Origin of the sequence: Virgibacillus necropolis (assembly GCF_044793635.1) — a bacterium.
GTDB classification, from domain to species: Bacteria; Bacillota; Bacilli; order Bacillales; family Amphibacillaceae; genus Virgibacillus_F; species Virgibacillus_F necropolis_A.
Genome location: NZ_CP084992.1, coordinates 3,763,873 through 3,789,087, shown reverse-complemented (window position 1 = coordinate 3,789,087; position 25,215 = coordinate 3,763,873). Strand labels below are relative to the sequence as shown.

25 protein-coding genes and 1 pseudogene are annotated in these 25,215 nt (G+C 36.4%); 5 read left to right on the top strand and 21 right to left on the bottom strand.

Annotated features, from left to right (window positions below; all coding sequences use genetic code 11):
- Positions 1 to 68 precede the first annotated feature (68 nt).
- Entirely contained in the window at positions 69 to 2,015 is a 1,947-nt protein-coding gene (locus tag LG329_RS18740; RefSeq protein WP_404452386.1) for an aconitate hydratase, read from the top strand.
- A 314-nt stretch (positions 2,016 to 2,329) separates the two neighbouring features.
- Here LG329_RS18740 and LG329_RS18735 read toward each other — a convergent pair whose 3' ends face one another.
- The 10 genes and pseudogenes from LG329_RS18735 to LG329_RS18690 form a co-directional block, all read right to left on the bottom strand.
- The gene (locus tag LG329_RS18735) at positions 2,330 to 2,581 is read right to left on the bottom strand and encodes an ArpU family phage packaging/lysis transcriptional regulator (RefSeq protein WP_404452385.1); all 252 of its coding nucleotides are present in this window, start codon (positions 2,579 to 2,581) and stop codon (positions 2,330 to 2,332) included.
- A gap of 70 nt (positions 2,582 to 2,651) precedes the next feature.
- Positions 2,652 to 3,140, bottom strand: a complete 489-nt coding sequence (locus LG329_RS18730; RefSeq protein WP_404452384.1) for a hypothetical protein — start codon at positions 3,138 to 3,140, stop codon at positions 2,652 to 2,654.
- Positions 3,141 to 3,155: 15 nt separating this feature from the next.
- On the bottom strand, positions 3,156 to 4,157 hold the full coding sequence (locus tag LG329_RS18725) for a DUF6731 family protein (protein WP_404452383.1): 1,002 nt from the start codon (positions 4,155 to 4,157) through the stop codon (positions 3,156 to 3,158).
- 134 nt (positions 4,158 to 4,291) lie between these two features.
- The gene (locus LG329_RS18720; RefSeq protein ID WP_404452382.1) at positions 4,292 to 4,666 is read right to left on the bottom strand and encodes a DUF2513 domain-containing protein; all 375 of its coding nucleotides are present in this window, start codon (positions 4,664 to 4,666) and stop codon (positions 4,292 to 4,294) included.
- 308 nt (positions 4,667 to 4,974) lie between these two features.
- Positions 4,975 to 5,211, bottom strand: coding sequence for a hypothetical protein (locus LG329_RS18715; protein WP_404452381.1), 237 nt, complete (start codon positions 5,209 to 5,211; stop codon positions 4,975 to 4,977).
- A gap of 114 nt (positions 5,212 to 5,325) precedes the next feature.
- Positions 5,326 to 5,859 (bottom strand): annotated as a pseudogene (locus tag LG329_RS18710) (tyrosine-type recombinase/integrase).
- A gap of 1 nt (position 5,860) precedes the next feature.
- Positions 5,861 to 7,885 carry an iron ABC transporter permease gene (locus LG329_RS18705; protein ID WP_404452380.1) on the bottom strand — a complete coding sequence of 675 codons (2,025 nt, stop codon included), beginning with the start codon at positions 7,883 to 7,885 and terminating at the stop codon, positions 5,861 to 5,863.
- Positions 7,886 to 7,889: 4 nt separating this feature from the next.
- Positions 7,890 to 8,879: an ABC transporter substrate-binding protein gene (locus tag LG329_RS18700; protein ID WP_404452379.1), complete on the bottom strand. Its 990-nt coding sequence runs from the start codon at positions 8,877 to 8,879 to the stop codon at positions 7,890 to 7,892.
- 411 nt (positions 8,880 to 9,290) lie between these two features.
- Entirely contained in the window at positions 9,291 to 9,542 is a 252-nt protein-coding gene (locus LG329_RS18695; protein WP_404452378.1) for a hypothetical protein, read from the bottom strand.
- A gap of 312 nt (positions 9,543 to 9,854) precedes the next feature.
- A complete protein-coding gene (locus tag LG329_RS18690; protein WP_404456774.1) occupies positions 9,855 to 11,015 on the bottom strand; it encodes an NAD(P)/FAD-dependent oxidoreductase in 1,161 nt (386 codons plus the stop codon).
- A gap of 266 nt (positions 11,016 to 11,281) precedes the next feature.
- On the opposite strand from LG329_RS18690, the gene LG329_RS18685 reads away from it, so the two are divergent.
- Positions 11,282 to 11,935 carry a DNA-3-methyladenine glycosylase family protein gene (locus LG329_RS18685; RefSeq protein WP_404452377.1) on the top strand — a complete coding sequence of 218 codons (654 nt, stop codon included), beginning with the start codon at positions 11,282 to 11,284 and terminating at the stop codon, positions 11,933 to 11,935.
- A gap of 44 nt (positions 11,936 to 11,979) precedes the next feature.
- Here LG329_RS18685 and LG329_RS18680 read toward each other — a convergent pair whose 3' ends face one another.
- Both LG329_RS18680 and LG329_RS18675 read right to left on the bottom strand, forming a co-directional pair.
- Positions 11,980 to 12,432 (bottom strand): YndM family protein, encoded by a 453-nt coding sequence (locus LG329_RS18680; protein ID WP_404452376.1) that lies wholly within the window; start codon positions 12,430 to 12,432, stop codon positions 11,980 to 11,982.
- Positions 12,433 to 12,538: 106 nt separating this feature from the next.
- A complete protein-coding gene (locus LG329_RS18675; protein ID WP_404452375.1) occupies positions 12,539 to 13,225 on the bottom strand; it encodes an SDR family oxidoreductase in 687 nt (228 codons plus the stop codon).
- A 213-nt stretch (positions 13,226 to 13,438) separates the two neighbouring features.
- On the opposite strand from LG329_RS18675, the gene LG329_RS18670 reads away from it, so the two are divergent.
- Positions 13,439 to 13,945: a class I adenylate-forming enzyme family protein gene (locus tag LG329_RS18670; RefSeq protein ID WP_404452374.1), complete on the top strand. Its 507-nt coding sequence runs from the start codon at positions 13,439 to 13,441 to the stop codon at positions 13,943 to 13,945.
- A gap of 386 nt (positions 13,946 to 14,331) precedes the next feature.
- Here LG329_RS18670 and LG329_RS18665 read toward each other — a convergent pair whose 3' ends face one another.
- Positions 14,332 to 15,225, bottom strand: coding sequence for a DMT family transporter (locus tag LG329_RS18665; RefSeq protein ID WP_404452373.1), 894 nt, complete (start codon positions 15,223 to 15,225; stop codon positions 14,332 to 14,334).
- 161 nt (positions 15,226 to 15,386) lie between these two features.
- On the opposite strand from LG329_RS18665, the gene LG329_RS18660 reads away from it, so the two are divergent.
- A complete protein-coding gene (locus LG329_RS18660) occupies positions 15,387 to 15,692 on the top strand; it encodes a PadR family transcriptional regulator (protein ID WP_404452372.1) in 306 nt (101 codons plus the stop codon).
- 18 nt (positions 15,693 to 15,710) lie between these two features.
- A complete protein-coding gene (gene chrA / locus LG329_RS18655) occupies positions 15,711 to 16,910 on the top strand; it encodes a chromate efflux transporter (protein ID WP_404452371.1) in 1,200 nt (399 codons plus the stop codon).
- 66 nt (positions 16,911 to 16,976) lie between these two features.
- On the opposite strand, the gene LG329_RS18650 is transcribed toward chrA, so the two are convergent.
- From LG329_RS18650 to LG329_RS18615, 8 genes are all read right to left on the bottom strand, one after another.
- Positions 16,977 to 19,133, bottom strand: coding sequence for a DNA topoisomerase (locus LG329_RS18650; RefSeq protein ID WP_404452370.1), 2,157 nt, complete (start codon positions 19,131 to 19,133; stop codon positions 16,977 to 16,979).
- Positions 19,134 to 19,211: 78 nt separating this feature from the next.
- Positions 19,212 to 20,174, bottom strand: a complete 963-nt coding sequence (locus LG329_RS18645; protein WP_404452369.1) for a metallophosphoesterase — start codon at positions 20,172 to 20,174, stop codon at positions 19,212 to 19,214.
- A gap of 61 nt (positions 20,175 to 20,235) precedes the next feature.
- Entirely contained in the window at positions 20,236 to 22,032 is a 1,797-nt protein-coding gene (locus LG329_RS18640; protein WP_404452368.1) for an ABC transporter ATP-binding protein, read from the bottom strand.
- Positions 22,032 to 23,231 (bottom strand): nucleotidyltransferase family protein, encoded by a 1,200-nt coding sequence (locus tag LG329_RS18635; RefSeq protein WP_404452367.1) that lies wholly within the window; start codon positions 23,229 to 23,231, stop codon positions 22,032 to 22,034. The genes LG329_RS18640 and LG329_RS18635 overlap by 1 nt, the downstream gene beginning before the upstream one ends.
- Positions 23,224 to 23,688 (bottom strand): lasso peptide biosynthesis B2 protein, encoded by a 465-nt coding sequence (locus LG329_RS18630; protein WP_404452366.1) that lies wholly within the window; start codon positions 23,686 to 23,688, stop codon positions 23,224 to 23,226. The genes LG329_RS18635 and LG329_RS18630 overlap by 8 nt, the downstream gene beginning before the upstream one ends.
- 40 nt (positions 23,689 to 23,728) lie before the next feature.
- Positions 23,729 to 24,022, bottom strand: a complete 294-nt coding sequence (locus LG329_RS18625) for a lasso peptide biosynthesis PqqD family chaperone (RefSeq protein WP_404452365.1) — start codon at positions 24,020 to 24,022, stop codon at positions 23,729 to 23,731.
- Complete coding sequence (locus LG329_RS18620) at positions 24,019 to 24,954, bottom strand: HPr kinase/phosphorylase (RefSeq protein WP_404452364.1); 936 nt, start codon at positions 24,952 to 24,954, stop codon at positions 24,019 to 24,021. The genes LG329_RS18625 and LG329_RS18620 overlap by 4 nt, the downstream gene beginning before the upstream one ends.
- A 100-nt stretch (positions 24,955 to 25,054) precedes the next feature.
- The gene (locus LG329_RS18615; protein WP_404452363.1) at positions 25,055 to 25,213 is read right to left on the bottom strand and encodes a paeninodin family lasso peptide; all 159 of its coding nucleotides are present in this window, start codon (positions 25,211 to 25,213) and stop codon (positions 25,055 to 25,057) included.
- Between the last annotated feature and the right edge of the window lie 2 nt (positions 25,214 to 25,215).

Sequence of the window (25,215 nt, the reverse complement as noted above, 5' to 3'; positions counted from 1 at the left end):
ATGATTTTGTGTAACAGTGAAAAGCTATCATGATGGTACTTATATTTTTATAAAGAGGAGGTAACATTGTGCCGTTAAATGTCGCGCAAAAACTAATTAAAGATCACCTGGTTTCTGGAACGATCGATAAAGGAAAAGAAATTGGATTAAAAATTGATCAGACATTGACACAGGATGCAACAGGAACAATGGTTATGCTTGAGCTTGAAGCAATGGGATTGGACTATGCAAAAACCGAGGCTTCCGCACAATACGTTGACCATAACTTAATTCAGGTCGATAGTAAAAATCCAGATGACCACCTATTTTTAGAAAGTGCAACACGACGATTTGGAATGTATTATAGCCGTCCAGGGAACGGTGTAAGTCACCCTATTCACATGCAGCGCTTAGCAAAGCCTGGCAAGACCCTACTCGGTTCAGATAGTCATACATGTGCGAATGGCTGTATGGGAATGCTTGCGATTGGTGCTGGTGGGATCGACGTAGCAATGGCAATCACTGGTGAACCAATTTACATTAAGATGCCAGAAGTTATGGGCGTGGAACTAACTGGCGAACTTCCAGACTGGGTTAGTGCTAAGGATGTAATCTTTGAAATGCTTAGACGCTATGATGTAAAAGGTGGCGTTGGTAAAATAATTGAGTACCACGGTCCCGGTCTTGACAATTTATCTGCAATGGATCGTCATGTAATAGCAAATATGGGTGCAGAGCTTGGTGCAACCGCAACTGTATTCCCATCTGACAAGGAAATCAAAAGATTTTTAAAAACGCAAAACCGGGAAGATGACTGGATTGAACTGAAAGCTGATAAAGGTGCAACATATGATTTGAACGATAAAATCAATCTTTCAGAATTAGTACCATTAGTTGCAAAGCCATCTAGCCCAGGAAACGTTGTACCTGCCAGTGAATTAAAAGATACGGCAATATATCAATCGTATATTGGATCCTCAGCAAATCCAGGCTACCGCGATTTTGCTGTAGCAGCTGAAATCGTGAAAGATCGCCAAATAGCAGACAGTTTATCTTTTGATATCAACCCTACTTCAAGACAAATGCTTACAAATCTGGTAAAAGAAATGCATATCGCAAGTCTCTTACAAGCCGGAGCACGTCTGCATCAAGCAGGTTGTAATGGATGCATTGGTATGGGGCAGGCGCCTGCAACTGGAAGAAACAGCCTTCGTACAACACCACGAAACTTCCCAGGACGCTCAGGTACAAAAGAAGATAGTGTATTTTTATGTAGCCCAGAAACTGCAGCAGCATCGGCTTTAACTGGAAAAATCACAGATCCACGGACATTAGATATCAACTATCCGAAAGTAAAGGAACCAAAAGACTCAACCGTGGATGACCGATTATTAGATAAACCGTTATCCTATGATGATGCACAAAAAGCAGAACTGGTTAAAGGTCCAAATATTGTTTCCATACCAGAAATGAATGCACTTCCAGATAATTTAAAATTACCAATTTTGTTGACCGTTGGTGATAACGTGTCGACTGATGAAATACTCGCTGGTGGAGCTAGGGTGTTACCTTTCCGTAGTAATTTACCTGAAATAAGCAAGTTCACATTTGAGGCAGTTGACCCAACATATTATGATCGCGGAATGGAAAGTAAAGATTCGACTGGCCACGCAATTGTGGGCGGATATAATTATGGTCAAGGTTCAAGTCGGGAACACGCAGCACTTGCACCTAGATACTTAGGACTCCGTGTCGCAATCGTAAAAGATTTCGCCCGAATTCATTGGCAAAACCTTGTCAATTTTGGTGTCGTTCCATTAGTTTTTACTGATGAGGAAGACTATAATAAGCTAAGCCAAGGAGACATTCTGGAGTTTAATGATTTGCGTGATAAAATTAAGAATAGCAATGAATTCTCTGTCACAATTAAAGGCAAAGAAGGCAAGATTAATGTTCGGCATGCGTTATCAGAACGTCAAGTTAATATTGTTCTTCATGGTGGACTTATTAACTGGATCCGTCAAAAACAAACATGATAATTATATGTTAAAAAACCGAGCCTGTGCGGGCTCGGTTTTTTGTGTATGGATATTTGATATTAACTGTTGAGATTGTTATAACGGGGTGCCGTGGAATTAGTCGATTAAGACCACTGTCATTTTCAAGTAGTCTCACCTTCTTGCGCATATACATCTAATTTTAAAATAAATGCAAGCTTATAAAATGCTTTTGATTTCACTCGGTAATACTTTCGTTCACTAAAAATCTAACTCATTATATACTTCATATACATCATCTTCCTATAGATAACGGTTTATAATGGTTGAACGCTCTGGATGGGATAAACTATTTACCGCTTTTTGTATTTCAAAAGATATACTTTTCGTTTAATCTTTGCGTCCATCATATCAAGCGCAACAGATTCTGTTGTTGAATGGAATTGATTATTAGGTGTAAGTGGTACTAGGCTAAAGGATGCTGTTATCTTAGGTTGCAAATCTTCTGGTTCCTTTAGTAAATACATATTATAATTATCTAAAGCTGAACCAACGTCAATATGTGTAGCATCTAGATCTACCTCTGATAGTTTTTTAAACGGCATTTGCATACTGACACCCTTTCCCTATTTGAATAAATAAAAAAACACCCCGTTTTGAGATGTCTTAAATTTATTAAGGTCTTTTATTTACCTTTGGATCGTCTTCATTAGCCAAAATTATATTTATTACTAAATTCATCGTAAAAAATGAACCAATGGCCATAAGTATAAAAAAGAACGACCATATAGTAGTTCCAATAGCAGATAAAAGCTTTGATGGTGAGTAAGGTAACATGGTTATCATTATTGATACAATTACAACAGTTAAGCCAATCATAACTTGGGATCTCAATAGCCCAAACAGTCGATTTTCAAAATTGGGAAGGATACCTTTCAACCTTATAAAGGCAGGTGTCAATTTTATTGTAATAATTAATGTTATGAATACGCCATTAATACCGACTACAATCGATGAAAATGAAATTACATCCGATAAAACATCTCTTAAATTATCTATTACCTCTAGATAATATAAAATACCAACTATAATACTTAGAAATATCGATATTTTAACAGAGTGTTTTTCCCATGTATCTTCTAACCAATTACTCACTTTACTCATGATCTCCACTCCTAATTAGGGTCGCATAACCCTTCTTATATCAGGCCTTCTATTATTAAACGATTTGTGAACAAATTCATCAATAAGGTGTTCATGGCCAACTGTAGTTCTCGGCGCTACATTTATAGTGAACCTATCTGTCATTCTAGGCTCTAACAGATTAACTGTCTCAATTTGTGCATCTTCATTTTCTAATGAAGTAAGTTCAACTTTGGGTTTTACCTCTTCACCAATCATTTGATATCTTTCGATTAATTCTCTTATATTTTCTTCATCTAAGGACGCTGTTTTCTCTGATCGACCTAACGAGAATGTGATATCAAAATGTACACCTTGCACCCTATTTACTAACCTAGCGGCTTCGGATAAAAGATCATCACCATATCCAACATTTGCATCCATCATATAATCAGAACCTTTGATCCTTACCTTTTTATAATAATCAGACCTTACTGCTTTATTAATTTGTTCATTATCTATAATTGGCACTAACCTTACCACCAAAGGAATTTCTTCATCAATATCATTTTCATACAAATACATTTGCCTCAAATTCGTTAATACAACTTCAGCTTGTTTTGATGAAACCCCATATAAATTTGATTGCATAGCTACAACACCATACGCATTATCATATAGAATACTAACAAATTCTCCAATATATTCATCCTGCTCCAATCGAATATCTTCTTTTATCCTGTTCATCCTTTTCTTAGCCGGGATATTGCTATCTCGTAATTTTGTGACTTGAAAGAAATAGTAATCATGATTTTGTCGATAAAAAATTGATTCAGGTTCTATTTCAGCAAATTCATCACCTACTTCTACACTTGTGTCAAGTGCTCTTTCTACCATGAAATAATCAAGTACTTGCTGCATTTCCCATCTATCAGCAGGAATATCATCTGCAAAAACTTCCTCTACTCCGCCTTCGTTTTGTATCTCAGCTCGAAATAAATCTTCAGCAGGAACCAATTGAGGCTCGAAATAATTAAATCTTACGTATTTAGTTGACACTTTAAAATTCCCCCTTTTGTATTTATAAACTATTTCTACAAAAAAGGCTATTTCCCTGCAATTATTACAAATTTCCCTATATTTTCCTTTTAAAAAAGACATCTCGCATTGAGTGAGATGTCTTAGTTAATTATTTACTGTAAATTAAACAGTTGTTTTGCTGATGCAACCAATAGTGATTTAGCTACTTCAAAGGATAAATCATTTAATCTCGTTCCTTCTTTCTTGGCGGTTTCATCAGCCTTTTCCCATACCTTCTCGTTTCTTGCACTATCTAAAAAGTCATGTCCTTCCCATGTAATTCCTTCAACAAAATAAGTTTCACCATCTTTTGAAGATGCATTTAATACTTTTATTAAGTTTGCTTCTGCCATTATTCTTAGGTGATACTGTATTTCTGATTGAGTTCTTCCTTCCGGATCACTGTTGATCTGGAAGGAATGACCTGTTTGGTATTTTTCTTCGATGAAAAGCAATAAATCTCTGACAAGCTTTAAATCTCTTTTCATCATTACACCTCCCCTTTTAGTTTCACTTTCAACATTTACAACATTCAACAAAAGGTTAGTGATTTCCTGCTCATTTTACAAAATACTTTACTTATTTTTTATATCTAGTCGCCCCCGCAATTAATCCTGTGGCTTGACCTGTAGTCCCACATCACAATCAATTTGGATATGCATTACCCTTTAATCTATATATAAAAATATCAACCCGTGCATAGGTTGATTATCTAGAATAATTATTTTTATTTGAAGCAGTTGTCGAATCTACTTCATACTATAATCATATCTCATTTAAACAGAAATGCTCTGCTTTATTCCGCCAAAAGTCGGCAATAATTATCATAGGGTCTGCCATTTAATTCTGCTCTTTCGTGATCCAGTTCGTCCTGTAGTGCAGTTTGAATTCTGTCAAAAGTTATTCTATTTGTCGAAAATGTAGTTATGGTAGCTTTGAATTCATCAATACAATAACCCCGAATTTTCTTACTATTTACCCTCCCATCAATTACCCATATCTTATATTGTGTTGAACTTGTCCATCGCTTCAAAACCCTTGCTACCTATCATTCTACCATATTTCCCTAAAATGAGTTACACGTTAATTTAATATGGATAACTACTTAGGACGCAAAAGAAAAAGCTCTTCCGCCGAATGGATGAGCTTATATCTTAAAGTCTTTTATTGCTTTGTTCATGGCATCTTGGTCAATACCGATATACTGTAATGTAAATGCTGAATCTGAGTGATTCAATATCTTTTGAAGTAAAGCCATCTCCCGTTTTTTATACAAATGATAGCCGAATATTTTTCTTAATGTATGTGTTCCTATATCAATTAAATTATCGTAATCAGCAGCATTGAGTAATATCTTATATGCCATGCTTCTACCGATAGGCTTATTTATTCCTTCTCTGCTTTTAAAAAGGCGCTAATAATCCTCTTTACCAACAATGTATTGTTTGAATTCTCTTTGTAGCTGTGGTGTCATATCTAGATATTTATCTTTTTTTGTTTTCATTTCCTTAATTTTGAAGTATGATTTTTTGGCATCAGATACCCTTTATGGAAGTATGTCTGAAATGCGTAAACCTGAATTGATTCCAGTGACAAACAGCATATAATCTCGTTCATTTTGTTCTTTTAAATAACGTTTGATTACTCGAATAACCTCTGGATTTCTTATTGGTTGGACAATCTTACGCTTTTCTCTTCATCAACCATAAGAAATACGGGGCCCCAATAATTGCAACAATAATTCCTGATGGTATTTCATTTGGTGCTAATAACGTACGACTAAATAAGTCAGCAATTAGTAACAATAACCCACCGATTAGGATCGTAACTGGCAATAAACGTCGATTGGATGGTCCCACTAAAAGTCGCGCTACATGCGGTGCAATTAATCCGACAAATCCAATTGCACCAACAGCCGCTACGCTAAATGCAGCCAAAACTGTTGCTAAAAATGCTAACTGGAACCTTGATGACATCACCCTTAATCCAAGACCTTTTGCAGTGTCATCACCCAATGACAACGTGTCGAGTAACGAAATCCGCAACCAAAGTAATGGAAAAATAATCACGATTGGCCAAATCAAATAGTGGGTAAACTCTGTCCACCCTTTGGCGTATGTTGTTCCGGATAACCAGGTCAAAGCCGCTGCGACTCCCAAATCAGATTTAACGACAAGAATCTGTATGATTGCCGAGCCAAATGCTGACACTCCAATTCCAAGCAAAGCCAAAATCGTTGGTTGGAACTTTGCCCGAATAGCGAGAAGCATGACAACCATGAAGAACACAAAAGAGCCAATCATCGCACCAATTGGTATCCAAAACGCTGACACACCAAACACGAACATCGTCATCAGCGCACCTACTCCAGCACCAGATGTAATTCCAATTACAGAAGGATCAGCCAATGGATTCCGAAGTACGCCCTGGAAAATTAAACCACTTACTGCTAAAACCATTCCACTTGTTAAGGCAACGATCGCGCGAGGCAACCTTAGATCTATAACTAAATTTTTCATAAACTCATTAGAATCACCAAAAAATGCTTGATACATAAGAACAGGCTCAAATCCATAATTACCCGAAGCTAGATTAACAAACATCACGATAATAATTAATCCTGTCAGCACAGGTAAGATGACCTTTAACGACATTGCGGAAGTCGCTTTTCCAGCAATTACAGATGCATTCTCTTCCCCATACTGCGTTCTCTTCATTCGTAAGACTAACCAAATTAACCATGGAGCACCAATTAATGCTGTTATTGCTCCTACTGGTAATTCGGAAAAAGATGGGTCTATGACTCTTGCCAAAATGTCTGCCATCAATAGAACATTCCCACCCCAAATGAAAGAGGCAATGATAAGTGGAACATGTTTTCTGTAGCCAATAAGTTTTATAATATGTGGAGCGACTAACCCTACAAACCCGATTGGACCGACTACACTGACCGTCACAGAAGTTAACATAACCGCTGCAATAATCGAAATAAACTTCACAACGTTTACATTCTGACCAAGAGCAATTGCCACGTCATCACCAAGAGTTAACGTGTCCAGTTTGAATGACATAGCTAAAATAACTATAAAACCAACGATTACAAATGGGTAGGAAAACTGTACACCACTCCAGTCATTTTGTACAAGTGTTCCGGATCCCCAAAGAAACAATCCTGCCGTCTCATTTTCATAAAAAATTTGCAATACACTTGTCAACGAAGAAAATAAGAAAGTTACAATCATTCCGGCTAACACCATTCGAACTGGAGACGCATGATTACCTCCAGATAAAATGTATACGAGAAAAAACGTACCTATCCCACCTAAGAAGGCAACTACAATTCCATTACCAAAAAGAGCAACAGGGAAAAATACAGTACTAGCAACTACTGCAAAATATGTTCCAGAATGAATACCCAGCGTACTTGCAGAGGATAACGGATTTTTTGTTACAGTTTGCAATACTACCCCTGCAACCGCAAGCGCACCTCCAGCGAGTATTCCCATCATTGCACGTGGTAACCTGAGAATCCGAACAGTATGATGCGCTAAAGTATCAGTTGGGTGAAATATCGCATCAATTACCGTTGCCATTGGTATCGATACATTTCCTTGATTTATATGTATAAACGTTAGAATGAATAAAAGCGCGGCCCCACCTCCAAAGGTTAGAACCGCTACTAATGAATTTCTTAATGAAATACCCATACGATTACTCTTTTACCATTGAATCAACTAACTGTTCAGTTAACACGTGTGCAGATAAAATACCACCGAATGTCCATGTATCACCTGGAAGTTGATGTGTATTCCCATTTTGAACAAAGCTTAGATTTTCCCATACTGGGTTCCCCTTAAGCTGATTCTCAAAAATGTTGTCATCCTCTTGAACAATGTATAAGAATTGTAAATTTTCTTCTTGGAAGTTTTGCAGAGCTTCAACTGTTACTTCGCTGTATCCGTATGTTTCGAGTTTATCCGATTCATAAGCATTCTCAAAACCTAATCGAGACATGATTTGTGATACGATTGAGTTGCCTGTAAACATACGTATTATTGGTGTGTTTTGTGCTGAATACGCTTGGGTTGCAATATATTTAGAACCTTCTATTCCTGCGTCCTTGACACGTTTCTTCTGATCCTCAATAAATGATTCTAAATCAGTAATCGCAAGTTCCGCCTCTTCTGTTTTATCAACAATCTTAGCAACCTTTTTAAACTCTTCTTTCATGTTCTTATACTGATTTTCTGTAGCCTCTTTTGAATATGGGGCAAACGTTACTACTGGAGCAATATCCTTTAGGCTATCCAATATTTCTTCATGTCTAAACTTCACTGCAATGATAAGGTCTGGATTCAGTCTCGAGATTGCCTCTAGGTTAGGCTCTTGACGAGTCCCTACATCCTTTACACTTTCCGTTAGCTTTTTTTCTACATTAATCCATTTATTATAGCCATCCAGATCCGCTACACCAGTAGGTTGAATGCCCAAAGCTAATAAATCTTCCGCATAGGACCATTCCAAAACGACAATATTTTTTGGTGTACCTTTAATTGTTTGTGTTCCCATTGCATCCTCTATTTTAATTTCACGATCTGTCGTATTTGTTTCCTTACTTGTATTCTTCTCTTCACTCGGTTCATTACATGCAGCTAAGAGTGACAGAATAAGTATGCATGCTAGTATCGTTACTTTTTTCATATGTATTACCTCCTCATTATTGTAATCCTAAGCGTATGTAACTTTCTATTATCTTTCCCCAAATAAAGACCTAGACTCATCCTCGGTACGGTTTAATTTTCCAAGGTTTTTTCATAAAATGGTTAGTGTATAAATGCTATATGAAATAATTCCACAAGTGTATTACGATCAATTTTTTCTAGCTTATAATCAAGAAATAGTCCATCTTGACTGTATAACATAATTTAAATCTATGTATCTCACCTCTTCCAACCCACTTTTCTAATTGATAAAGATTCTCATTATCACATATGATGTTACCTTATCCCTTTTTCATTGTCAATAAAACTTTTTGTATATTGGCATTTCCTTAAAACATTGATACTTTGTTTACGTGCTAAAAAATAACCAACCGGGTATAATTCCGGTTGGTTAATTGATATACACAAGAAAAACAATGATCGAGACGATAATTGTAACAAGATAAATAGCAGACATAATCGGGACATTTGACTTTAATGACGCCGTTTCATATTCATGTGAACGGCGTATTTCATCCTCAATTGTATCGCCTTCTTCTTCATATTTTTTCATTTTCTTTTCTTCTTGCTTAAAAGCAAAGATTGTTCCAAAAAGAGCGGCAGCAAACAACACAATTAATAAGATCCAAATACCAGCAGTCATGAATACTACCTCCTAAAAACTTAAAAAATAAAATAGCTATTTCTATACTTTAATTGTGCCATATTTTCAGAGTGTTGTCTGTGATAAAAGTCACAAATTTATGAACAAAAAATCCCTTCAGAGTGTCTCTGTACTCTGAAGGGATTTTATTATTATAAAATTTAACGAAAATCGCGGCTGTTTTCCATTGTACGAGTTGCTATTACATACCCTACTAAGGAAGCAATAGTAACTAATAAATAGCAAAATACATTTTTTTTCATAACAACTTTCCTCCTCTATTTGGAGATCTATATTCTTTGATTTTAGTTATTAAAATGGACGAAACTTACCTTTTTTAAGAATTAGTTTTGGTCCACCTAATAAGAATAAATAACGGTTATCGATTACCTTTTTCATTGCTGAAGCTGACTTACCATATAATTTTGTACCGGAGAATACAGTTCCCATCGCATCTTTATTACCCAATGATGCAACTGTACCTTTGTCATCAAAAACAAATGGAACTAACGCTTCATTATGAAGCAAAGCTTTAATGTTTGCTGCACAAATATCCCCATGCTGCATTGCAGCTTGTGCTGTTGGCGGGAACGGACGTCCTTCCGCTTCGTTCATTACCCATGCACAATCACCTATGATGAAGATATTTTCGGTATTAGGAGCACGTAAATCATCATTCACTGTAACTTTACCTTTTGTAATTTCGAAACCGGATTTACTTAAAATAGAGTTACCTGTTACGCCACCAGTCCATACGATAGTACCAGCATTGATTTCTTCTCCATCATTAACAGTAAGACTATTCTTTTTACATTCTTGAATTTTAGCACCAATTCTAAACTCTACTCCACGATCTTCCAAAGATTGTTTCGCGTATGCAACAAGTTCTTCATTAAACCCTGGTAGTATAGTTGGAGCAGCCTCAACATTGATGATTCTTGGAATGCTAGGATCAATATCATACTTTTTACAAAGTTTCGGAATCCTTTCAGCTAATTCACCAACAAACTCAATACCTGTAAATCCGCCTCCACCAACAAGAATTGTTAAATCTTCTTTTTTAGCTTTAGGATCTAATTTATATTTAGCAAATTTATATTCAATATGCTCACTAATTAAACGGCTTGTTTCAATGTCTAAGATAGAAAACGCATTTTTCTCCATTCCTTTGATTCCAAAAGTATTGGATTCAAATCCAAGGGAAACAACTAAATAATCATAAGTTAGTTCACTATTTTCCAGAATTACACGATTTTCTTCTTTTTTCACTTCAACAACTGAATCATAAATCAAGCGTACACGATTCGGATTAAAAACATCACTAATCATCATACGTGCTTGGTTTTGATTGCGCGTACCAGCTGCGATTTCATGTAACCAGGTAGTTTGATAGTGGTAATTGTGTTTATTAACAAGCACAATTTCCGCTTCTTCTGCCCCCAATTTTTGTGTCAAGCGTTTGGTTGTCATCATTCCAGCGTATCCTGCTCCTAGAACAACGATTCTTGGTTTGTTCGTATTCACGTTACATCCACCTTCCTTTTTGATTTACCATTAAATTGAGACTAAGGTATTCACTTCATAATTAGTGTTTATGTAGTATTCGTTCAATACTTAGTAAATATTTAAATACCATATCTATAATATCAAACTTTTATTTAATAGGCTAACAAACAGCGAAAAATTTTGATTAACCGATGTAAATAGGTTATTTTTGACTTATAGAAACGAGGTGCGTTATGGAAAAATTAGTTATAAAAACGGACAATCCTGCTGTTATTGAACTATGCGATGCAGATCCATTAATGAAGAAATTAATTGGTATCATTGGTGACATTGAATTCACACTACGTCCTGATTACTTTTTATCATTGGTACGTTCAATGGTGGGTCAACAAATTTCGGTTCAAGCAGCAAGTGCTATATTTAATCGGCTTAAAAAGCTTTTAGATAACCATGTGACCTCAACAAGTATTTTGAAAAAAACAGATGATGAATTGCGCGAAGTTGGGCTATCAGTGAGGAAAGTGAATTACTTGAAAGATTTAAGTCAGAAAATCGTGGAAGATGAAATTGAGCTAGATAAATTAGACGAGCTCGATAATGCGACTATTATTAAGCTATTAACCAGTGTAAAAGGAATTGGAAAATGGACAGCTGAAATGTTTTTGATTTTTTCCCTAGGAAGAATGGACGTACTGGCACTGGACGATATCGGCATTCAACGCGGTGCCAAATGGTTATATCAAGTGGAACAGAAAGAACGCCGAAATATTTTAGTGGAAAAGTCTACTATTTGGGCTCCCCATTTCACTATCGCATCAATCTATTTGTGGGAAGTTGTACATTTAGAATTTATGTCAAAGTATGACTCGATTGACTCCATTGGATAGTTGATTAAAAAACGCTCGGAAAATGTCCAAGCGTTTAATCTGATCTACGTATCTTTTTTACTTTTGTCTCTATCTTTATTAATTGTATCTTCATTTGTTTCCTCTGCAAATTCCGTTTGCAGTTGATTAAAATGACGGGTTTCTTCCCGTGTATTTATAACTTTTTCCTGCATGTACGCATGGAATAAAGATTCACAAAAAGCAATGACGACACTAGCCATAATGGAAGCCATTACAGTTGGTATTGACATTTCGATTATTATATTTGCCAGGACCCAAAGCGACAAAAATGCTAATCCCAAATCCGCGATAGATGCTAGGATATTACCAGACCTCGGGAGAATATATAAATCGCCAATAACGTAGGAAACGCCTGTAACAAGCAAACTAATCCAAAACAAACGGCCAAGGGAAGCATTATAAAATATGCCAAAAATAGAATAAACAACAATGGCAGTGAATATAAACTTGATACCTAATGCTTTGACATGTTCCATAGAATAAAAACCATCCTTTTTTATGGTATTTATTCTTAGTATTTACCTTACTTACATAAAACATGAAAAAGGAAACCTGTAAATGAATGGAAGTTTAGTCCAAGCTTTACACTGGTCGGACTGTAATTTCATTTACATTTACATAATCTGGCTGTGTCACTGCATAGACAACGGCCCGAGCAATATCACCTGGTTCAAGACGCTTTCGGTCACTTGGCTTCGAAGCTATTTCTGTGTCCACTTGACCTGGTGATATATTCGTCACGCGGACCCCAGTACGTGCTAATTCTTTTTCTAGGCTCATTGACAGTGCACGAACTGCAAATTTAGTTGCACTGTATACAGCACCTACTTTATTTACTTCCTGACCTGATACAGATGCAACATTCACAACGTGGCCTGAAGACCGTTCTAGCATGCCTGGTAAGGCAGAATTTATGCCATATAAAACACCTTTAATATTTACATCAATCATCTGATCCCATTCATCAGTTTTCCCGTCCTGCAGTCGGGAGCCAAGCACAGCACCAGCATTATTTACATATATATCGATTTGTCCAAAAGTCTCTACAGCTCGTTCAGCTAAAGCATCTACATCCGATTTTTTTGCCATGTCTGTCACGACCGCAATGGAATTCCCATCGATTTTTGACAAAACTTCCTCCAGTTTATCTTCTCTTCTTGCGGCAAGAACCACATTCGCCCCTTCTTCAGCAAGATATGCTGCAACCGCTGCTCCAATTCCACTACTAGCCCCTGTTACAACCGCAGTTTTTCCAGTTAATTTCCCCATAAAACAACCACTCCTTTTGCCTTATTCTAACACCTAACTAATATACCCGATAATGATATGGTGACTTTGCTCATTTCAATTATAGTTAAATTTCAACTACCTTATCACTCCATTAAATTTAAACGCTTTCAAAAGTATGGTATAATTTTGATTATTCATATAAATAATTTAAAGTCTACTATTAACGTTATACAAGCAAAGGTGGGTTACGACATGGTAAGTACAACTGTACGCGTAGTAAATGATCAAGGGCAGGATGTAAAACAGGATGGTATTGAAATTGGTGAAATTATTGTAAAAGGTCCCGGAGTATCGAAAAATCATTCAAACAAAGAAGATAACAGTGAGGGTTGGTTACGCACAAGTGACATGGGTACAATAGACGAAAAAGGTCACGTCAATATTGTAGATCGAAAAAAAGATATTATTTTAAATGGTACTGATGCAATCTCTTCAATCGAAGTAGAAAGCGTATTTACCGAACATCCCGCTGTACAAGAAGTAGCAATCATTGTTACACCACATGAAAAACTAGGTGAAATTTTACATGCAATTGTTGTGCTGCAGGAAAGTCACCTTCTAACAAAAAGTGAACTATTTCATTATGCAAAAGAAAGACTTGACGAAATCAAATGTCCAAAAGAAATCACGTTTATGGATGAACTACCTAAAACACCCAGTGGAAAAATACAAAAAATACAGCTTAGCGAATTAGTTTAAGCGGTAATAACAAAAGCTCAAGCGCCCGGTTATTGCCGTATGACCTGGACGGAACCGTATGAGATAAAGGAAACACGAAGAGCGTAAGCGATTAAGGACGTTCGACTATGTCGAACTGTTATCGTAAGGAGGTGCCGGAAGGGCACTAGGCAATGGGCGCTGGAGCTAGACGTGGCTGACTAGATAGATCAGTTATCCACAGTTACAAAATTTTATAGTTTCGCTAAACAATGAAAAAAAGCATCGCCACAGCGGTGCTTTTTCTAGTTAACCAATCCTTCCCCTCTTGGCTCTTCTATTCATTTGTAAAAGCTACCATATCATTATTCACAACCCCATGATGTAGTCTACGATATACAATACGAGTTTTCTCATTCTATTTCCTTTTATTTATTGGATACTGTCCGATTATAATATTTTCTACGTTGATAGGTTGATAGAACAACTCCACCAACTATTAATAGAGATCCGACTATTTCCACCAAGGTGATTGGTTTGAATAATATTACCAACCCCACGATCATCGCAACAAAAGGTTCTAGATTAGATAGCATCGATGCTTTTGACGCATCCACGTGACGGATATTATTATTCCAAATTAGTGTAGCTATACCATGTACAACAATCGCTGTTCCAATTAAAAGCGCCCAGTCACCAAAACCAGCACTTAGCCGTATAGGATTATCTAGTAAAAAAGCAAATGGAATGGACACCACAAAGCCAACGACATTCGAATAAAGCGTAATCGTAAGTGGATCAATTCGCTGCGATAGTGACCTAGTAATAATAATCATAATTGCAAAAGATATCATCGTCACAACAATCCATAATAGACCTTGTTGAACATGAATGGATGATAGGCTTCCTTTCGTAACAACAAAGAAAATACCGATAATCGCCACAATGGATCCCAGTACCATACGAATTGTAATTTTTTCTTTTAAAAAAATGGCTGCCAAAAATCCAGTAAGAATTGGCGTAGTCGCCAGAATTAATGCAGATAGTGTTGTATCAGCAGTTTGTAGTCCAACAAAGAACGTCCACTGATTGATATAAACTCCAACAATCCCAAGGAATAAAATTGTGAGTAAATCTATCTTAGTGACCCGTTTGAAATGCCTTCGATAAATGGCAATTCCCGCTAAAAATAACACGATAAATAGAAGTCGTAGCATGGTTAACATAGACGGAGAGAATTCTTGCACTAAAATTTTCCCAAAAATAAAATTACTCCCCCACATCACAATGCAAAACGTTAACCAAGAATAAGCCTTAAGCATCATTCATATCCCTTTCTAATAAAAAATATTCCTTATCAACTATACCTTACTATATCAGCAAATTGAAACTAAGCGGATTTTAAAGATTGCGTTTAGGTTTCATATGTTATATATTAATATCGAAAACCGATATTGGTTTTCGATTCAGAAGGGAGATAACAATGAATAATAAAGTTCTCAGAAAACTATTTTTGGGATTCATTCACATTCATATTCTACATCATGCGAAAGAAGAAGCAATCTACGGTTCATGGATGCTTGAAGAATTGCGTGAACACGGCTATGAAATAAGTGCCGGAACACTTTATCCAATACTTCACAGTATGGAGGTTGATCAGCTTTTGAAAAAAGAAGAAAGAAATGTAAATGGAAAAATTCGAAAGTATTATCAGATTACAAACAAAGGTGACGATGTACTGAATGAAGCACGAGCAAAAGCATATGAACTCTTTAAAGAAATAAAATAACCAAATTGAGGTGATAATGTGGAAAATCAGTCTAAGCAGAAGAACCGTTTTCAGACCCTTCTTGAGATTCTATTCGCTTCAACAAAGTTAGGGCTTACTTCGTTTGGGGGCCCTGTTGCTCATCTAGCTTATTTTAAGGATGAATATATTGATAGACGAAAATGGTTGGATGATAAAACATACACAGACATTATTGCACTCTGTCAATTCCTTCCTGGCCCTGCAAGCAGTCAGGTTGGTATTGCAATAGGTATGTTGCGTGGTGGGCTACTAGGGGGAGTAATATCATGGATTGGATTTACTGTTCCGTCAATAATCGTCCTAGTAATCTTTGCAATGCTTTACCAGACCTTTAGTTTAGGAGATGCAGGGTTTATTCACAGCTTGAAGATTGTCGCCGCAGCTGTCGTGTTACATGCATTAATAGGATTAGGAAAGAAACTAACACCTGATAAAACCAGGCTCGCTATAGCTATCGTTGCTGCTGCGGTTATGTTGATTTACCCATCAGCATGGGTGCAGATTCTAATCATTATAGTTGCTGGACTATTAGGTCTTAAACTCTTTAAAAATAAAGCGGAATCAAATGTGAAACCTTTTTCTGTGAACATTTCAAAGAAAACAGGATTCATTTCACTAGGGATTCTAGTTGTTTCACTTATTGCACTTCCCATCATAACGAAGTTCACGAATAATCCTCTATTAAATATTTTCGATATATTTTTTAGGGTTGGTTCATTAGTGTTTGGTGGAGGACATGTAGTATTGCCAATGATCGAGCGAGAAATTGTACCTCAGGGCTTGATGACAGCCGATGAATTTCTGGCAGGATATGGAATGGCACAAGCTGTACCCGGTCCATTGTTTACATTCTCAAGTTACTTAGGAACCATGATGGAAGGAATATCCGGTGCTGTCGTCGCAACTATAGGTATATTTTTGCCATCATTTTTACTCATTGTTGCAGCCTTACCGTTTCTAAATGAATTACGTAAACGTTCTTCATTCCAAGGAATTCTGATGGGAGTAAATGCTAGTGTTGTTGGTATTTTATTGGCAGCATTTTACAACCCTGTTATAAAGAGTTCTATTTTTGATGCATCTGATTTTGCCTTAGGTATTATACTATTCGCATTGCTAAACATCTGGAAACTTCCAGCGTGGCTTATTGTGATATTAGGGGTTTTGGGTGGATATTTGATTAGTTTTATAACCTAAATGAAACATTTAAACAAATCAGCAGTACAGACATAAGGCTTTACTGCTGTTAGTATTGTTATCTTCTTATTTCTTAAATTCCATTTTCCAACTAAAATAATCATTAGATGGATTTTTTTCATAGCGTAAATACGCATTAAATTTGCTGCCTTTTTTACTTGAAAGACCTTTCACATATGTAGTTCCATTGTTCAATAAAGATTTCACCATTGTCTTAGTTGGTTTTTTCTTCATTGTCGCCAGGTATTTATCGTTCTTCCAGATCACAAATTTACATCCACTTTTCCAATTGCTACAACCAAATCCCTTTCTTCCCTCAATGACCTTGCCATCACACTGTGGACATTTACCAAGAGGTTCACTTGAGATTTTACTTGATGTAATTTGATTGATGATTCCCGCCTGATCAACTTTTATCGTTTCTACTGATTTTCGAGTGAAGTCAACTACTACACGTAAAAATTCATCCTTCGTCACGGTGCTCTTTTCAATGTCTGATAAGGTTTTCTCCAAACGTCCTGTGAAATCCAGATCAAATAACTCGTGGACTGGGAACGTTTCAACCAGTTTTATCCCGAGTTCTGTACATACTAAATTTTTACTTTGAGCAGCAATATATCCAACATCCTTTAGTTTTTTAATGGTTTCTGCCCTGGTAGCTGGCGTTCCAATGCTAAATCCAGTTAAGACTCCACCCATGATTTCTTCAATATCATCATCCTCTTTGAAGCCTTTCCCACAAGTCTCCATTACCCGAAGTAGGGTTCTCTCTGTATGGCTTTTAGGTGGCTTTGTTACATGGGTTGAAACCTCTGAACCTATTACGTTTACTTGATCATTTTCATGGACGAGAGGTAATAGTACATCCTTCGACTGGAACATTTCGACCTTCTTCCAGCCTTCTGCAAGCTGTACCTTGCCTTTTGAATGGAATAACCCTTTTGCTTCCATGTCATCCAATTTTGTAATTAATTTCGTTTCTTCAAAAATAGCTACTGGCATAAACTGCATAATAAAACGGTTTTTAATCGCTGTATAAACTAATTCCTGATCACTGGTCAGCCGAGAGGGCTTCATGTATGTAGGTATTATTGCACTATGACTTTCTACTTTTGCGCTATTAAAAACGCGTTTTGATTTCATGAACTTGATTTCATCTTTATATGGTAGATTTTCCGATAGTGTCTTTAATACGTTTGCCGCTTTACCTACTAAACTATCATCCAGTGCCGTACTTGACGTTCGTGGATATGTAATAAATTTCTTTTCATATAATGACTGGGCAACTTTCAACACTTTATCTGATGTCCATCCATTATATTTATTCGTGATATATCCCTGTAAATTGGATAGGTTGAACAAAAACGGAGGAAATTCTTTCTTCTTTTCTACTTGCTTATCAATGATTGTTCCTTGTTTATCCAAAAGTGCTTCCTTGATAGATTCCAACGCTTGCTTATCTTTAAACTTTTCGGTTTTTCCTTCCATATACGCGCCTTGATACTCCTGTTGGTCATTTGTTAGGAAGGTTGCGGTTAATTTGAAATAATCCTCAGGTATAAAATTCTCAATTTCTTTATCACGATCATAAATAACTTTTAATGTCGGTAACAAAACCCGACCAATATTAAGCGCCTTTCCGCTTCCTTTTTGGTATTTCAATGTGGCAACTGATGTCAAATTAATCCCAATTACCCAATCAGCCCATTGTCTGCCAATACCAGCATCCTGCAAAGCCTGCATCGCTGTGTTTGGTTTCATCTGCTCGATCCCTCTTCGTACCTCATCAGGGGTCCATTCGTTAATCAACAAGCGATAAACAGGCTTGTTTGGTTTAAGGTTATTTATAATGCTATCACCAATAACCTGGCCCTCCCGGTCATAATCGCAGGCGGAAATAACCATTTCCACATCATTTCTTCTCATTAAATACTGAATTATCTTTAGCTGTTTTCTAGCTCCACCATCCGGTTTATCCCGATTACGAGGGTCACTCTTTACCTTATATTTGAATTCATCTGGAATAAAAGGAAAGTTACCCATACTCCATCTAGCCATTTTACTGTCATAGTCCTTCGCATCGAAAAGCTGTAAAAGGTGACCAAATGCCCAGGTTATAATATAGCCATTCCCTTCAAAATAGCCATCCTTTTTATTTTTGATCTTTAGAGCATCTGCAATGTTTTTAGCTACAGAGGGTTTTTCAGCTAGGATTAATCTCATATTATTTCCACCTGTCTCGAACCATTTTTTAACATTATAACATAACTTCTTATCAAGCGGAACAAATGTTCTTTTTGCTTAATTTCCCTTTTTTAAAGTCAACACGTTAATTTGAGGTGGATTAAATAACCGGAATTTCAGAAAGGATATTGCGTCACTACTACCTAATCCAGTACTTACATACTGTTTTATATTTTTATATTCCCATAACCCTTTTACTCGGTCTTGCGGTGGAAAAAAACCTCCATTCTCATACCAAGCTTCTGGAACAAAAAGCGCACCTAAAAATGGAAGACGGATTTGTCCACCATGATAATGTCCAGCTATTAGCAAGTCAAAATCTCTCAACTCAGTCACAGCATCACTTTGAATATAATCAACACGTTTATCTACTACAGGATAATGGTTGAGAGCAATAAGAACGTCTGACGCCTTCAACTCATCCAACACTGTTAATTCTTCCCATAATTGTTTTTGGTGAGCAAGATAATGATTATTTCCGCCGTGGATTGGCATAACAACTCCATTAATTTCTCCAATGTTTCTAGGATTTTTTATAATCGATAATTCGAAGTCTACAAAATGAACATTTGCTCCTTCAATTGTAACAGTATCCATTGATTCCAATAATTCGACCCCTCTTTTTTCAATACCTTTTACAAACTCACTCTTCTCAAATATCGGATGTAATTGATAACTAGCGGGATCTGCATTACCTGGCACATACCATGCATTTTCTTTGTTGGTAATGCCTTCTAAAATCTTGTAAAAAGGTATATAGTTTTCACTATCGACTCCGTCCAGCATATCCCCTGTAAAAACTATCGCATCATAATCAACAGAATTAATCGCATCAATTAATTCCTCTTGATTTTCACCAAATACCTTTTCATGAAGATCGCTAATTTGGAGAATTGTAAAGCCCTCCAATTGTTCTGGCAATTCATCTATCAATATTTCTTGTTCTGCAACGGTTATACGGTTATTGTCCCAAAAAATATAAACTACGAGAACAATTAATAATAAAAAAATAACCGCCAAAATCTTACCTCCTATTTTTTTCAATGAATATCGCACTCCAATTAATATAATATTTACGACATTATCTAGTAGCTTCCAATTGGTTTCGTAATAGATGACTAAACATGCTTTTCTTTTCCTCTGCAAGCTGTGTAAATCCGCCTCTTTGAATGACTTTCCCTTCGTCTAAAACGACAACTTGATCCGCATCTCTGATTGTCGATAATCGATGTGCTATAACAATGATGGTCATCTTTCCTTTTAATCTATCTAACGCTTCCTGTATTTTTGCTTCATTTTCCGAATCAAGTGCACTTGTTGCTTCATCTAATACAAGAATGGATGGTTTTCTTAAAATAGCACGCGCCAATACAAGGCGTTGTCGTTCTCCACCTGAAAGCTTTATACCTCTGTCCCCGATGAGAGAATCAAGACCATCTGGAAGCTTATTCACAAATTCAGCCGCTGATGAAAATTCCAATGCCTCCCACATTTGCTCTAAGTTCGCATCGGGGTTAACTAATAATAAATTTTCTCTTATACTAGAATTAAACAGAAAAGGATCTTGTGGAACATAACTAATTGCACGCCTTAATGACAATAAATTGCCTCTTGTTAGAGGGGCTCCATCAATCAATACTTGCCCTTTTTCCGGTTGATTAAGCCCCATTAATAAATCAATCAACGTGCTTTTACCTGCACCAGATCGACCAACAAAAGCAGTCATCTGATTGGAAGGAATAACAACATTTATATCTTGCAAAGCATATGTTGATCCATTTTGATTGTATCGGAAGGAGACATTACGACATTCTATTTCTTTCTCAACATTCACTTGATCTATATTTTGATTACTTTGCATTTGAAACTCTATTGCCTTCTTACATTCACTTTGAAGAGATTTTACAGCTTTAAGGGATGGAAGGGTTGTAGCTATTTGTTCCATTGAGGCCTGAATGCCAGCAACTCTTGGCCATAATCTTGAAAAAATAATGATAATCAGCATTAATTGACCCGCCTGAGCGTTAAACATATTAACTGCAATAATAATGAAGAGTGCAATTAATAATGCAGATGCAGCTTTATAGTAGAATTGTGATGTTGTTTTTAATTTCGTGTAATTCACTTGTTCTTCCTGCATCCCTTTTGTTACGGATTGATACCAATCCATTCTAGACGCTTCCAACGTATTACTTTTTATATCTTTAATCCCATTTATCTGATCCGTAATACCTGCGAGATAGCTTCTACCTAATTCATAATTTCTGTTCCCAAGTGCAAGTGATCTTTTAAGGAATTTACGATTAAAAAAGATTAATGCCACCCCACACAGTAATACAAATACTGTAATATTAGGTGAAAGCCAGAAAGCGAGACCAATTTGTATAAGTGTAAAGATAAGGGCAGAACAAAATTGCAAAAACGAATGTGTCCCTGCACTAGACCTGGCAACTTCCGCTGTCATTAAGTTAATGAGATCAGACTTCCTATTTTTAATAAAAAATTCCCAATTTGCATGAAGCAAACCACCATACGTTGTAACTCGCATATGCCTTAGAAAGCCATGTTGAATAATTGCATTTCGAATTGTTATGTGGCGTTGCAATAGGTTCTGTCCAACTACTATTAGGACATAAATCCCAAGAATAACTGGCAAACCCACTTCAGTGGGAACATTTTGTAAAAAACCAAACAAGCTAGAAAACGGGGTTCCTTCTGAATTCACGTTCACGATACCACTCATGCTAATCATAGGAATTAATAATAAAATCCCTACACCTTCAAGTAAACTAATAGAAGCCATTGCAATAAGGTTTATATAAAGAATTTTTCCAGAATATGCATGAATTTGTTTTAAAAAATATACGATATGATTCATTACTTTCCCCCCAAGGGTAATGCATGTCTCCTAGTCTTCCTCCAGGCACATAATAACGGACGTAAAGGAAAATATAAGAAGTGAAGCTGTTTAGGTAATGGAAAAGTTTTAGCATCCGCGGGATATGGATACAAAAAACTAATAATAAAGAAAAGCTTCTGCTGAGTTGACATTAATGAAAATAAATGCCGTTTATGATAGCTAGCAACCTTTTCAGGAACAGGATCCGTATGTAAATTTACCATTGATTTGAGATAGAAAATTGCTTGTTGTGCAAGATTCTTAGATCTATTACTTACTAGAAGTGGTTTCATTTGATTTGTAATATTCGTACTTAAAAGCTGGGATGCTAAAATAATACCTTGACCTCCCACATGAAGGTAATGGTTTGCTTTTAAAAGACTATGGATCTTACCCCAGTTCATCTCTTGGTTAATAAGTTGGTGAATGTCCACCAACCAACGAAGACGTGACCAACCGTGACGAGCTCCGTGAGATACTAGAAATAAAAACAGGTCTTCCTTTCCAAGCAAATAGACGGGATTATTAGTGAGTGAACTTTTCTCTTTCCGCCCCCATAACTCATTAAAACTTGGTTCCTTTGCTGGTCCCGGATTTAGCCTCCAATGAATTTCCAATTTTATATTTTTTTGGGAATGAAAATAGGTAACATGATGATGTCTCCATTTCCAGTCGTTCAAAACAGTTTCAATATATTCGTCTTTTTCATACCCCAGTTTCGTGAGGACGTTATCGGCTTTGTCTAGTTCCTCAATAGGAATAAGAATATCTAAATCACTTGAGGTTCGATGAGAAATATCACCATATAGGTGATGGCCAAGTGCTGGACCTTTTAGAAAGAGAGGCCGTATTTGGTCATTGGAAAATAATTTACTTACATGTTCCATTTCCGCACTTAGGTGAAGCATTTGAAACGTATTTCTTTTGTATTGTTGGTGTAAAGTATCGGTTACATAGGAAGGAACCACATCTCCATCAATTGCTTTTAACTTACGATATAACAAGGGAAAGAGACGGTGATGTTTCGTCAAATCAATAAAAAGATCCCAATCGATATCAATAAACAATTCAAGGCGAGTTTCTGGAAAGCCATCATCATTAATCTCTTTCAGCAATTCAAGTATTAAACTCAATTCTTTAGGTACTTCAGTTAAATCGAGAAATAATTTATTATTCATTATTTGCACCTTTAAGTTCAGACGTTTTAGCAAATTTGCTCACTACCGTAAACTTATCCATTCCTTCAAATCCCGTTAAATAAAAAGAACCACTGCGTAACCATGCATGCGCTACTAATTTCCCCTTTTCATCTTTGGCAGTACCCAAATAAAGCGTGCTTTCAATTCGTCGTCTTTCCAGCATTTTCATTGCTGCAATTGCCTTAACAAGACATTGGCTTTCCCAAAAAGTATAACGACTCACGATATGAATAGTTTGGGATACATTGGAAAGCACTTCTTTATTTGTTGAATTCAATGCAAAGGTTGTCTCTTCCATTTGAATTCCCAATGAAGGAGCCACTTTTGAAAAAGGGATAATCTTTAAAATACGAGCCCATCCTAAGTATAGATAAGATTCAAATAATAGCTTTTTTATTTTCCAATTTAATGATAAAAAAGTCCGGAGCTTTTTCATAAGGTTCCTTAGTCCCTTCCAATAACTTCAATGATAAAGATTATAAGTTAGCCTTCATTAAACCTTCTTCTAATAATAGCCCCAAAAAGGTAGTAACTTGTTCCTCGCATTCGTTTTGCTCTACATCATATTGCGATATTAATGTAGTGATTAGCTCTTGGACGATAATGGGTTCCTTCATTCGCTCCCATATTTCACCACCCATTTCTCCCAGGTTGTAGTACTTTCCGTTGTGAATGCTTAGCATTACTTTCTCTCCATCCATATCACTTACGATGTTGCCTTCTGCTTGACTAACCAAATGATTTTTAGAAATAGTATGATTTTTTATCATGTAATCTTCTCCCCCTTATGTATCTTAGCTAAAATTAAGTCTACTAACTCATGTGCTGTAAATCGCGATGTTGGCCGGCGTACTTTGTAAAGTTCGATGTTACTGATAATTTTTGTCGAAGTGTTAAAATGCCATTCCATTAATCCTGAACGAGCAATGATAAAGTTTCGATATGTATGGTTAAATAATGTGTGTAATCGTTGTAGCTTCTGAATTGGCAAAATGTCTATCTCATCTCTGTCTGTTTTGACTAATTCAAATACGCCTGCAAGTGGCATCAGTTCATCAGAAAATTGCGTGGAAACCGGTACAGCAAATTTTGTTTCCCTGTCGATAATTGGCCTTAGGGAATTTGAATCGATACCAAATTGATCTAAGCTTTCTATCCAAAGTTTCTGCTGCGGATATGCCGGTGTCACAATTGGAATATTGTTCTCACTTAACGTAACTGGAATTACATCATCGCTAAGAAGTTGGTATCCTTTTTTTAAAAATGCGGATGCTAGCGTTGATTTCCCAGCTCCCGAATCACCTACAATCGCATAAGCTTTTCCATCTATCACTATGGCGCTTCCGTGTAGTGGAAGGGATTTTCTTTGCATTAAGAGTGCTCCCATACAAGTACCAAGGATATATAGTCGGATTTGATCATCCTTAGAACCCTCGAAAGGCGAAACAAAAATCTCTCTACCATTTTGAATTAAAAAAATAGCAGTTTCAGGCACTTGAAACATAATTAAATCTTCTTTAACTACAAAATGCCTGTTTGGAATCGATAATTCAGACCATAATGATTTTAAATCAGTTTTCCGAATTTCAATATTCATCTGTATTTCTGCCAAGTTAACTTGAGGCAATTCTGGCAGAGGAATATCACTAAAAATATTTAAGCCAAAAGCTCTATAAGCGACCTTTCTAACAATATCCATCATTTATTTGCCTCCATTTTTTTATGTTAACCCTTATACCTTTAGAGGATATAAGGGCGAAGTAACTCAAGTGAATTTCGGAAACTAAAACTACAAATCATATCTAGCTACCCAAACAGGATGCGTTAGACATCCCTTCATGTGTTTCACCTCTAGGAGCTTCCCCTACATCAAAACAATCAGAATTTGCATTTCCCGGTCCATTCATTGTCATGCTAATATCAAGAACTTCCAACACTGGCTTCTTCCAGTCCTTTTTCATTT

Bases quoted from the DNA above. Each gene is read 5' to 3' on its own strand.
- LG329_RS18730 (WP_404452384.1), bottom strand. From the start codon at position 3,140: ATGAGTAAAGTGAGTAATTGGTTAGAAGATACATGGGAAAAACACTCT.
- LG329_RS18625 (WP_404452365.1), bottom strand. From the start codon at position 24,022: ATGATAAAAAATCATACTATTTCTAAAAATCATTTGGTTAGTCAAGCA.
- LG329_RS18720 (WP_404452382.1), bottom strand. From the start codon at position 4,666: ATGAAAAGAGATTTAAAGCTTGTCAGAGATTTATTGCTTTTCATCGAA.
- LG329_RS18630 (WP_404452366.1), bottom strand. From the start codon at position 23,688: ATGAAAAAGCTCCGGACTTTTTTATCATTAAATTGGAAAATAAAAAAG.
- LG329_RS18690 (WP_404456774.1), bottom strand. From the start codon at position 11,015: ATGATGACAACCAAACGCTTGACACAAAAATTGGGGGCAGAAGAAGCG.
- LG329_RS18700 (WP_404452379.1), bottom strand. From the start codon at position 8,879: ATGAAAAAAGTAACGATACTAGCATGCATACTTATTCTGTCACTCTTA.
- LG329_RS18640 (WP_404452368.1), bottom strand. From the start codon at position 22,032: ATGAATCATATCGTATATTTTTTAAAACAAATTCATGCATATTCTGGA.
- LG329_RS18650 (WP_404452370.1), bottom strand. From the start codon at position 19,133: ATGAGATTAATCCTAGCTGAAAAACCCTCTGTAGCTAAAAACATTGCA.
- LG329_RS18665 (WP_404452373.1), bottom strand. From the start codon at position 15,225: ATGCTTAAGGCTTATTCTTGGTTAACGTTTTGCATTGTGATGTGGGGG.
- LG329_RS18685 (WP_404452377.1), top strand. From the start codon at position 11,282: ATGGAAAAATTAGTTATAAAAACGGACAATCCTGCTGTTATTGAACTA.
- LG329_RS18635 (WP_404452367.1), bottom strand. From the start codon at position 23,231: ATGAATAATAAATTATTTCTCGATTTAACTGAAGTACCTAAAGAATTG.
- LG329_RS18695 (WP_404452378.1), bottom strand. From the start codon at position 9,542: ATGACTGCTGGTATTTGGATCTTATTAATTGTGTTGTTTGCTGCCGCT.
- LG329_RS18660 (WP_404452372.1), top strand. From the start codon at position 15,387: ATGAATAATAAAGTTCTCAGAAAACTATTTTTGGGATTCATTCACATT.
- LG329_RS18735 (WP_404452385.1), bottom strand. From the start codon at position 2,581: ATGCCGTTTAAAAAACTATCAGAGGTAGATCTAGATGCTACACATATT.
- LG329_RS18620 (WP_404452364.1), bottom strand. From the start codon at position 24,954: ATGATGGATATTGTTAGAAAGGTCGCTTATAGAGCTTTTGGCTTAAAT.
- LG329_RS18705 (WP_404452380.1), bottom strand. From the start codon at position 7,885: ATGGGTATTTCATTAAGAAATTCATTAGTAGCGGTTCTAACCTTTGGA.
- LG329_RS18615 (WP_404452363.1), bottom strand. From the start codon at position 25,213: ATGAAAAAGGACTGGAAGAAGCCAGTGTTGGAAGTTCTTGATATTAGC.
- LG329_RS18670 (WP_404452374.1), top strand. From the start codon at position 13,439: ATGGTAAGTACAACTGTACGCGTAGTAAATGATCAAGGGCAGGATGTA.
- LG329_RS18675 (WP_404452375.1), bottom strand. From the start codon at position 13,225: ATGGGGAAATTAACTGGAAAAACTGCGGTTGTAACAGGGGCTAGTAGT.
- LG329_RS18680 (WP_404452376.1), bottom strand. From the start codon at position 12,432: ATGGAACATGTCAAAGCATTAGGTATCAAGTTTATATTCACTGCCATT.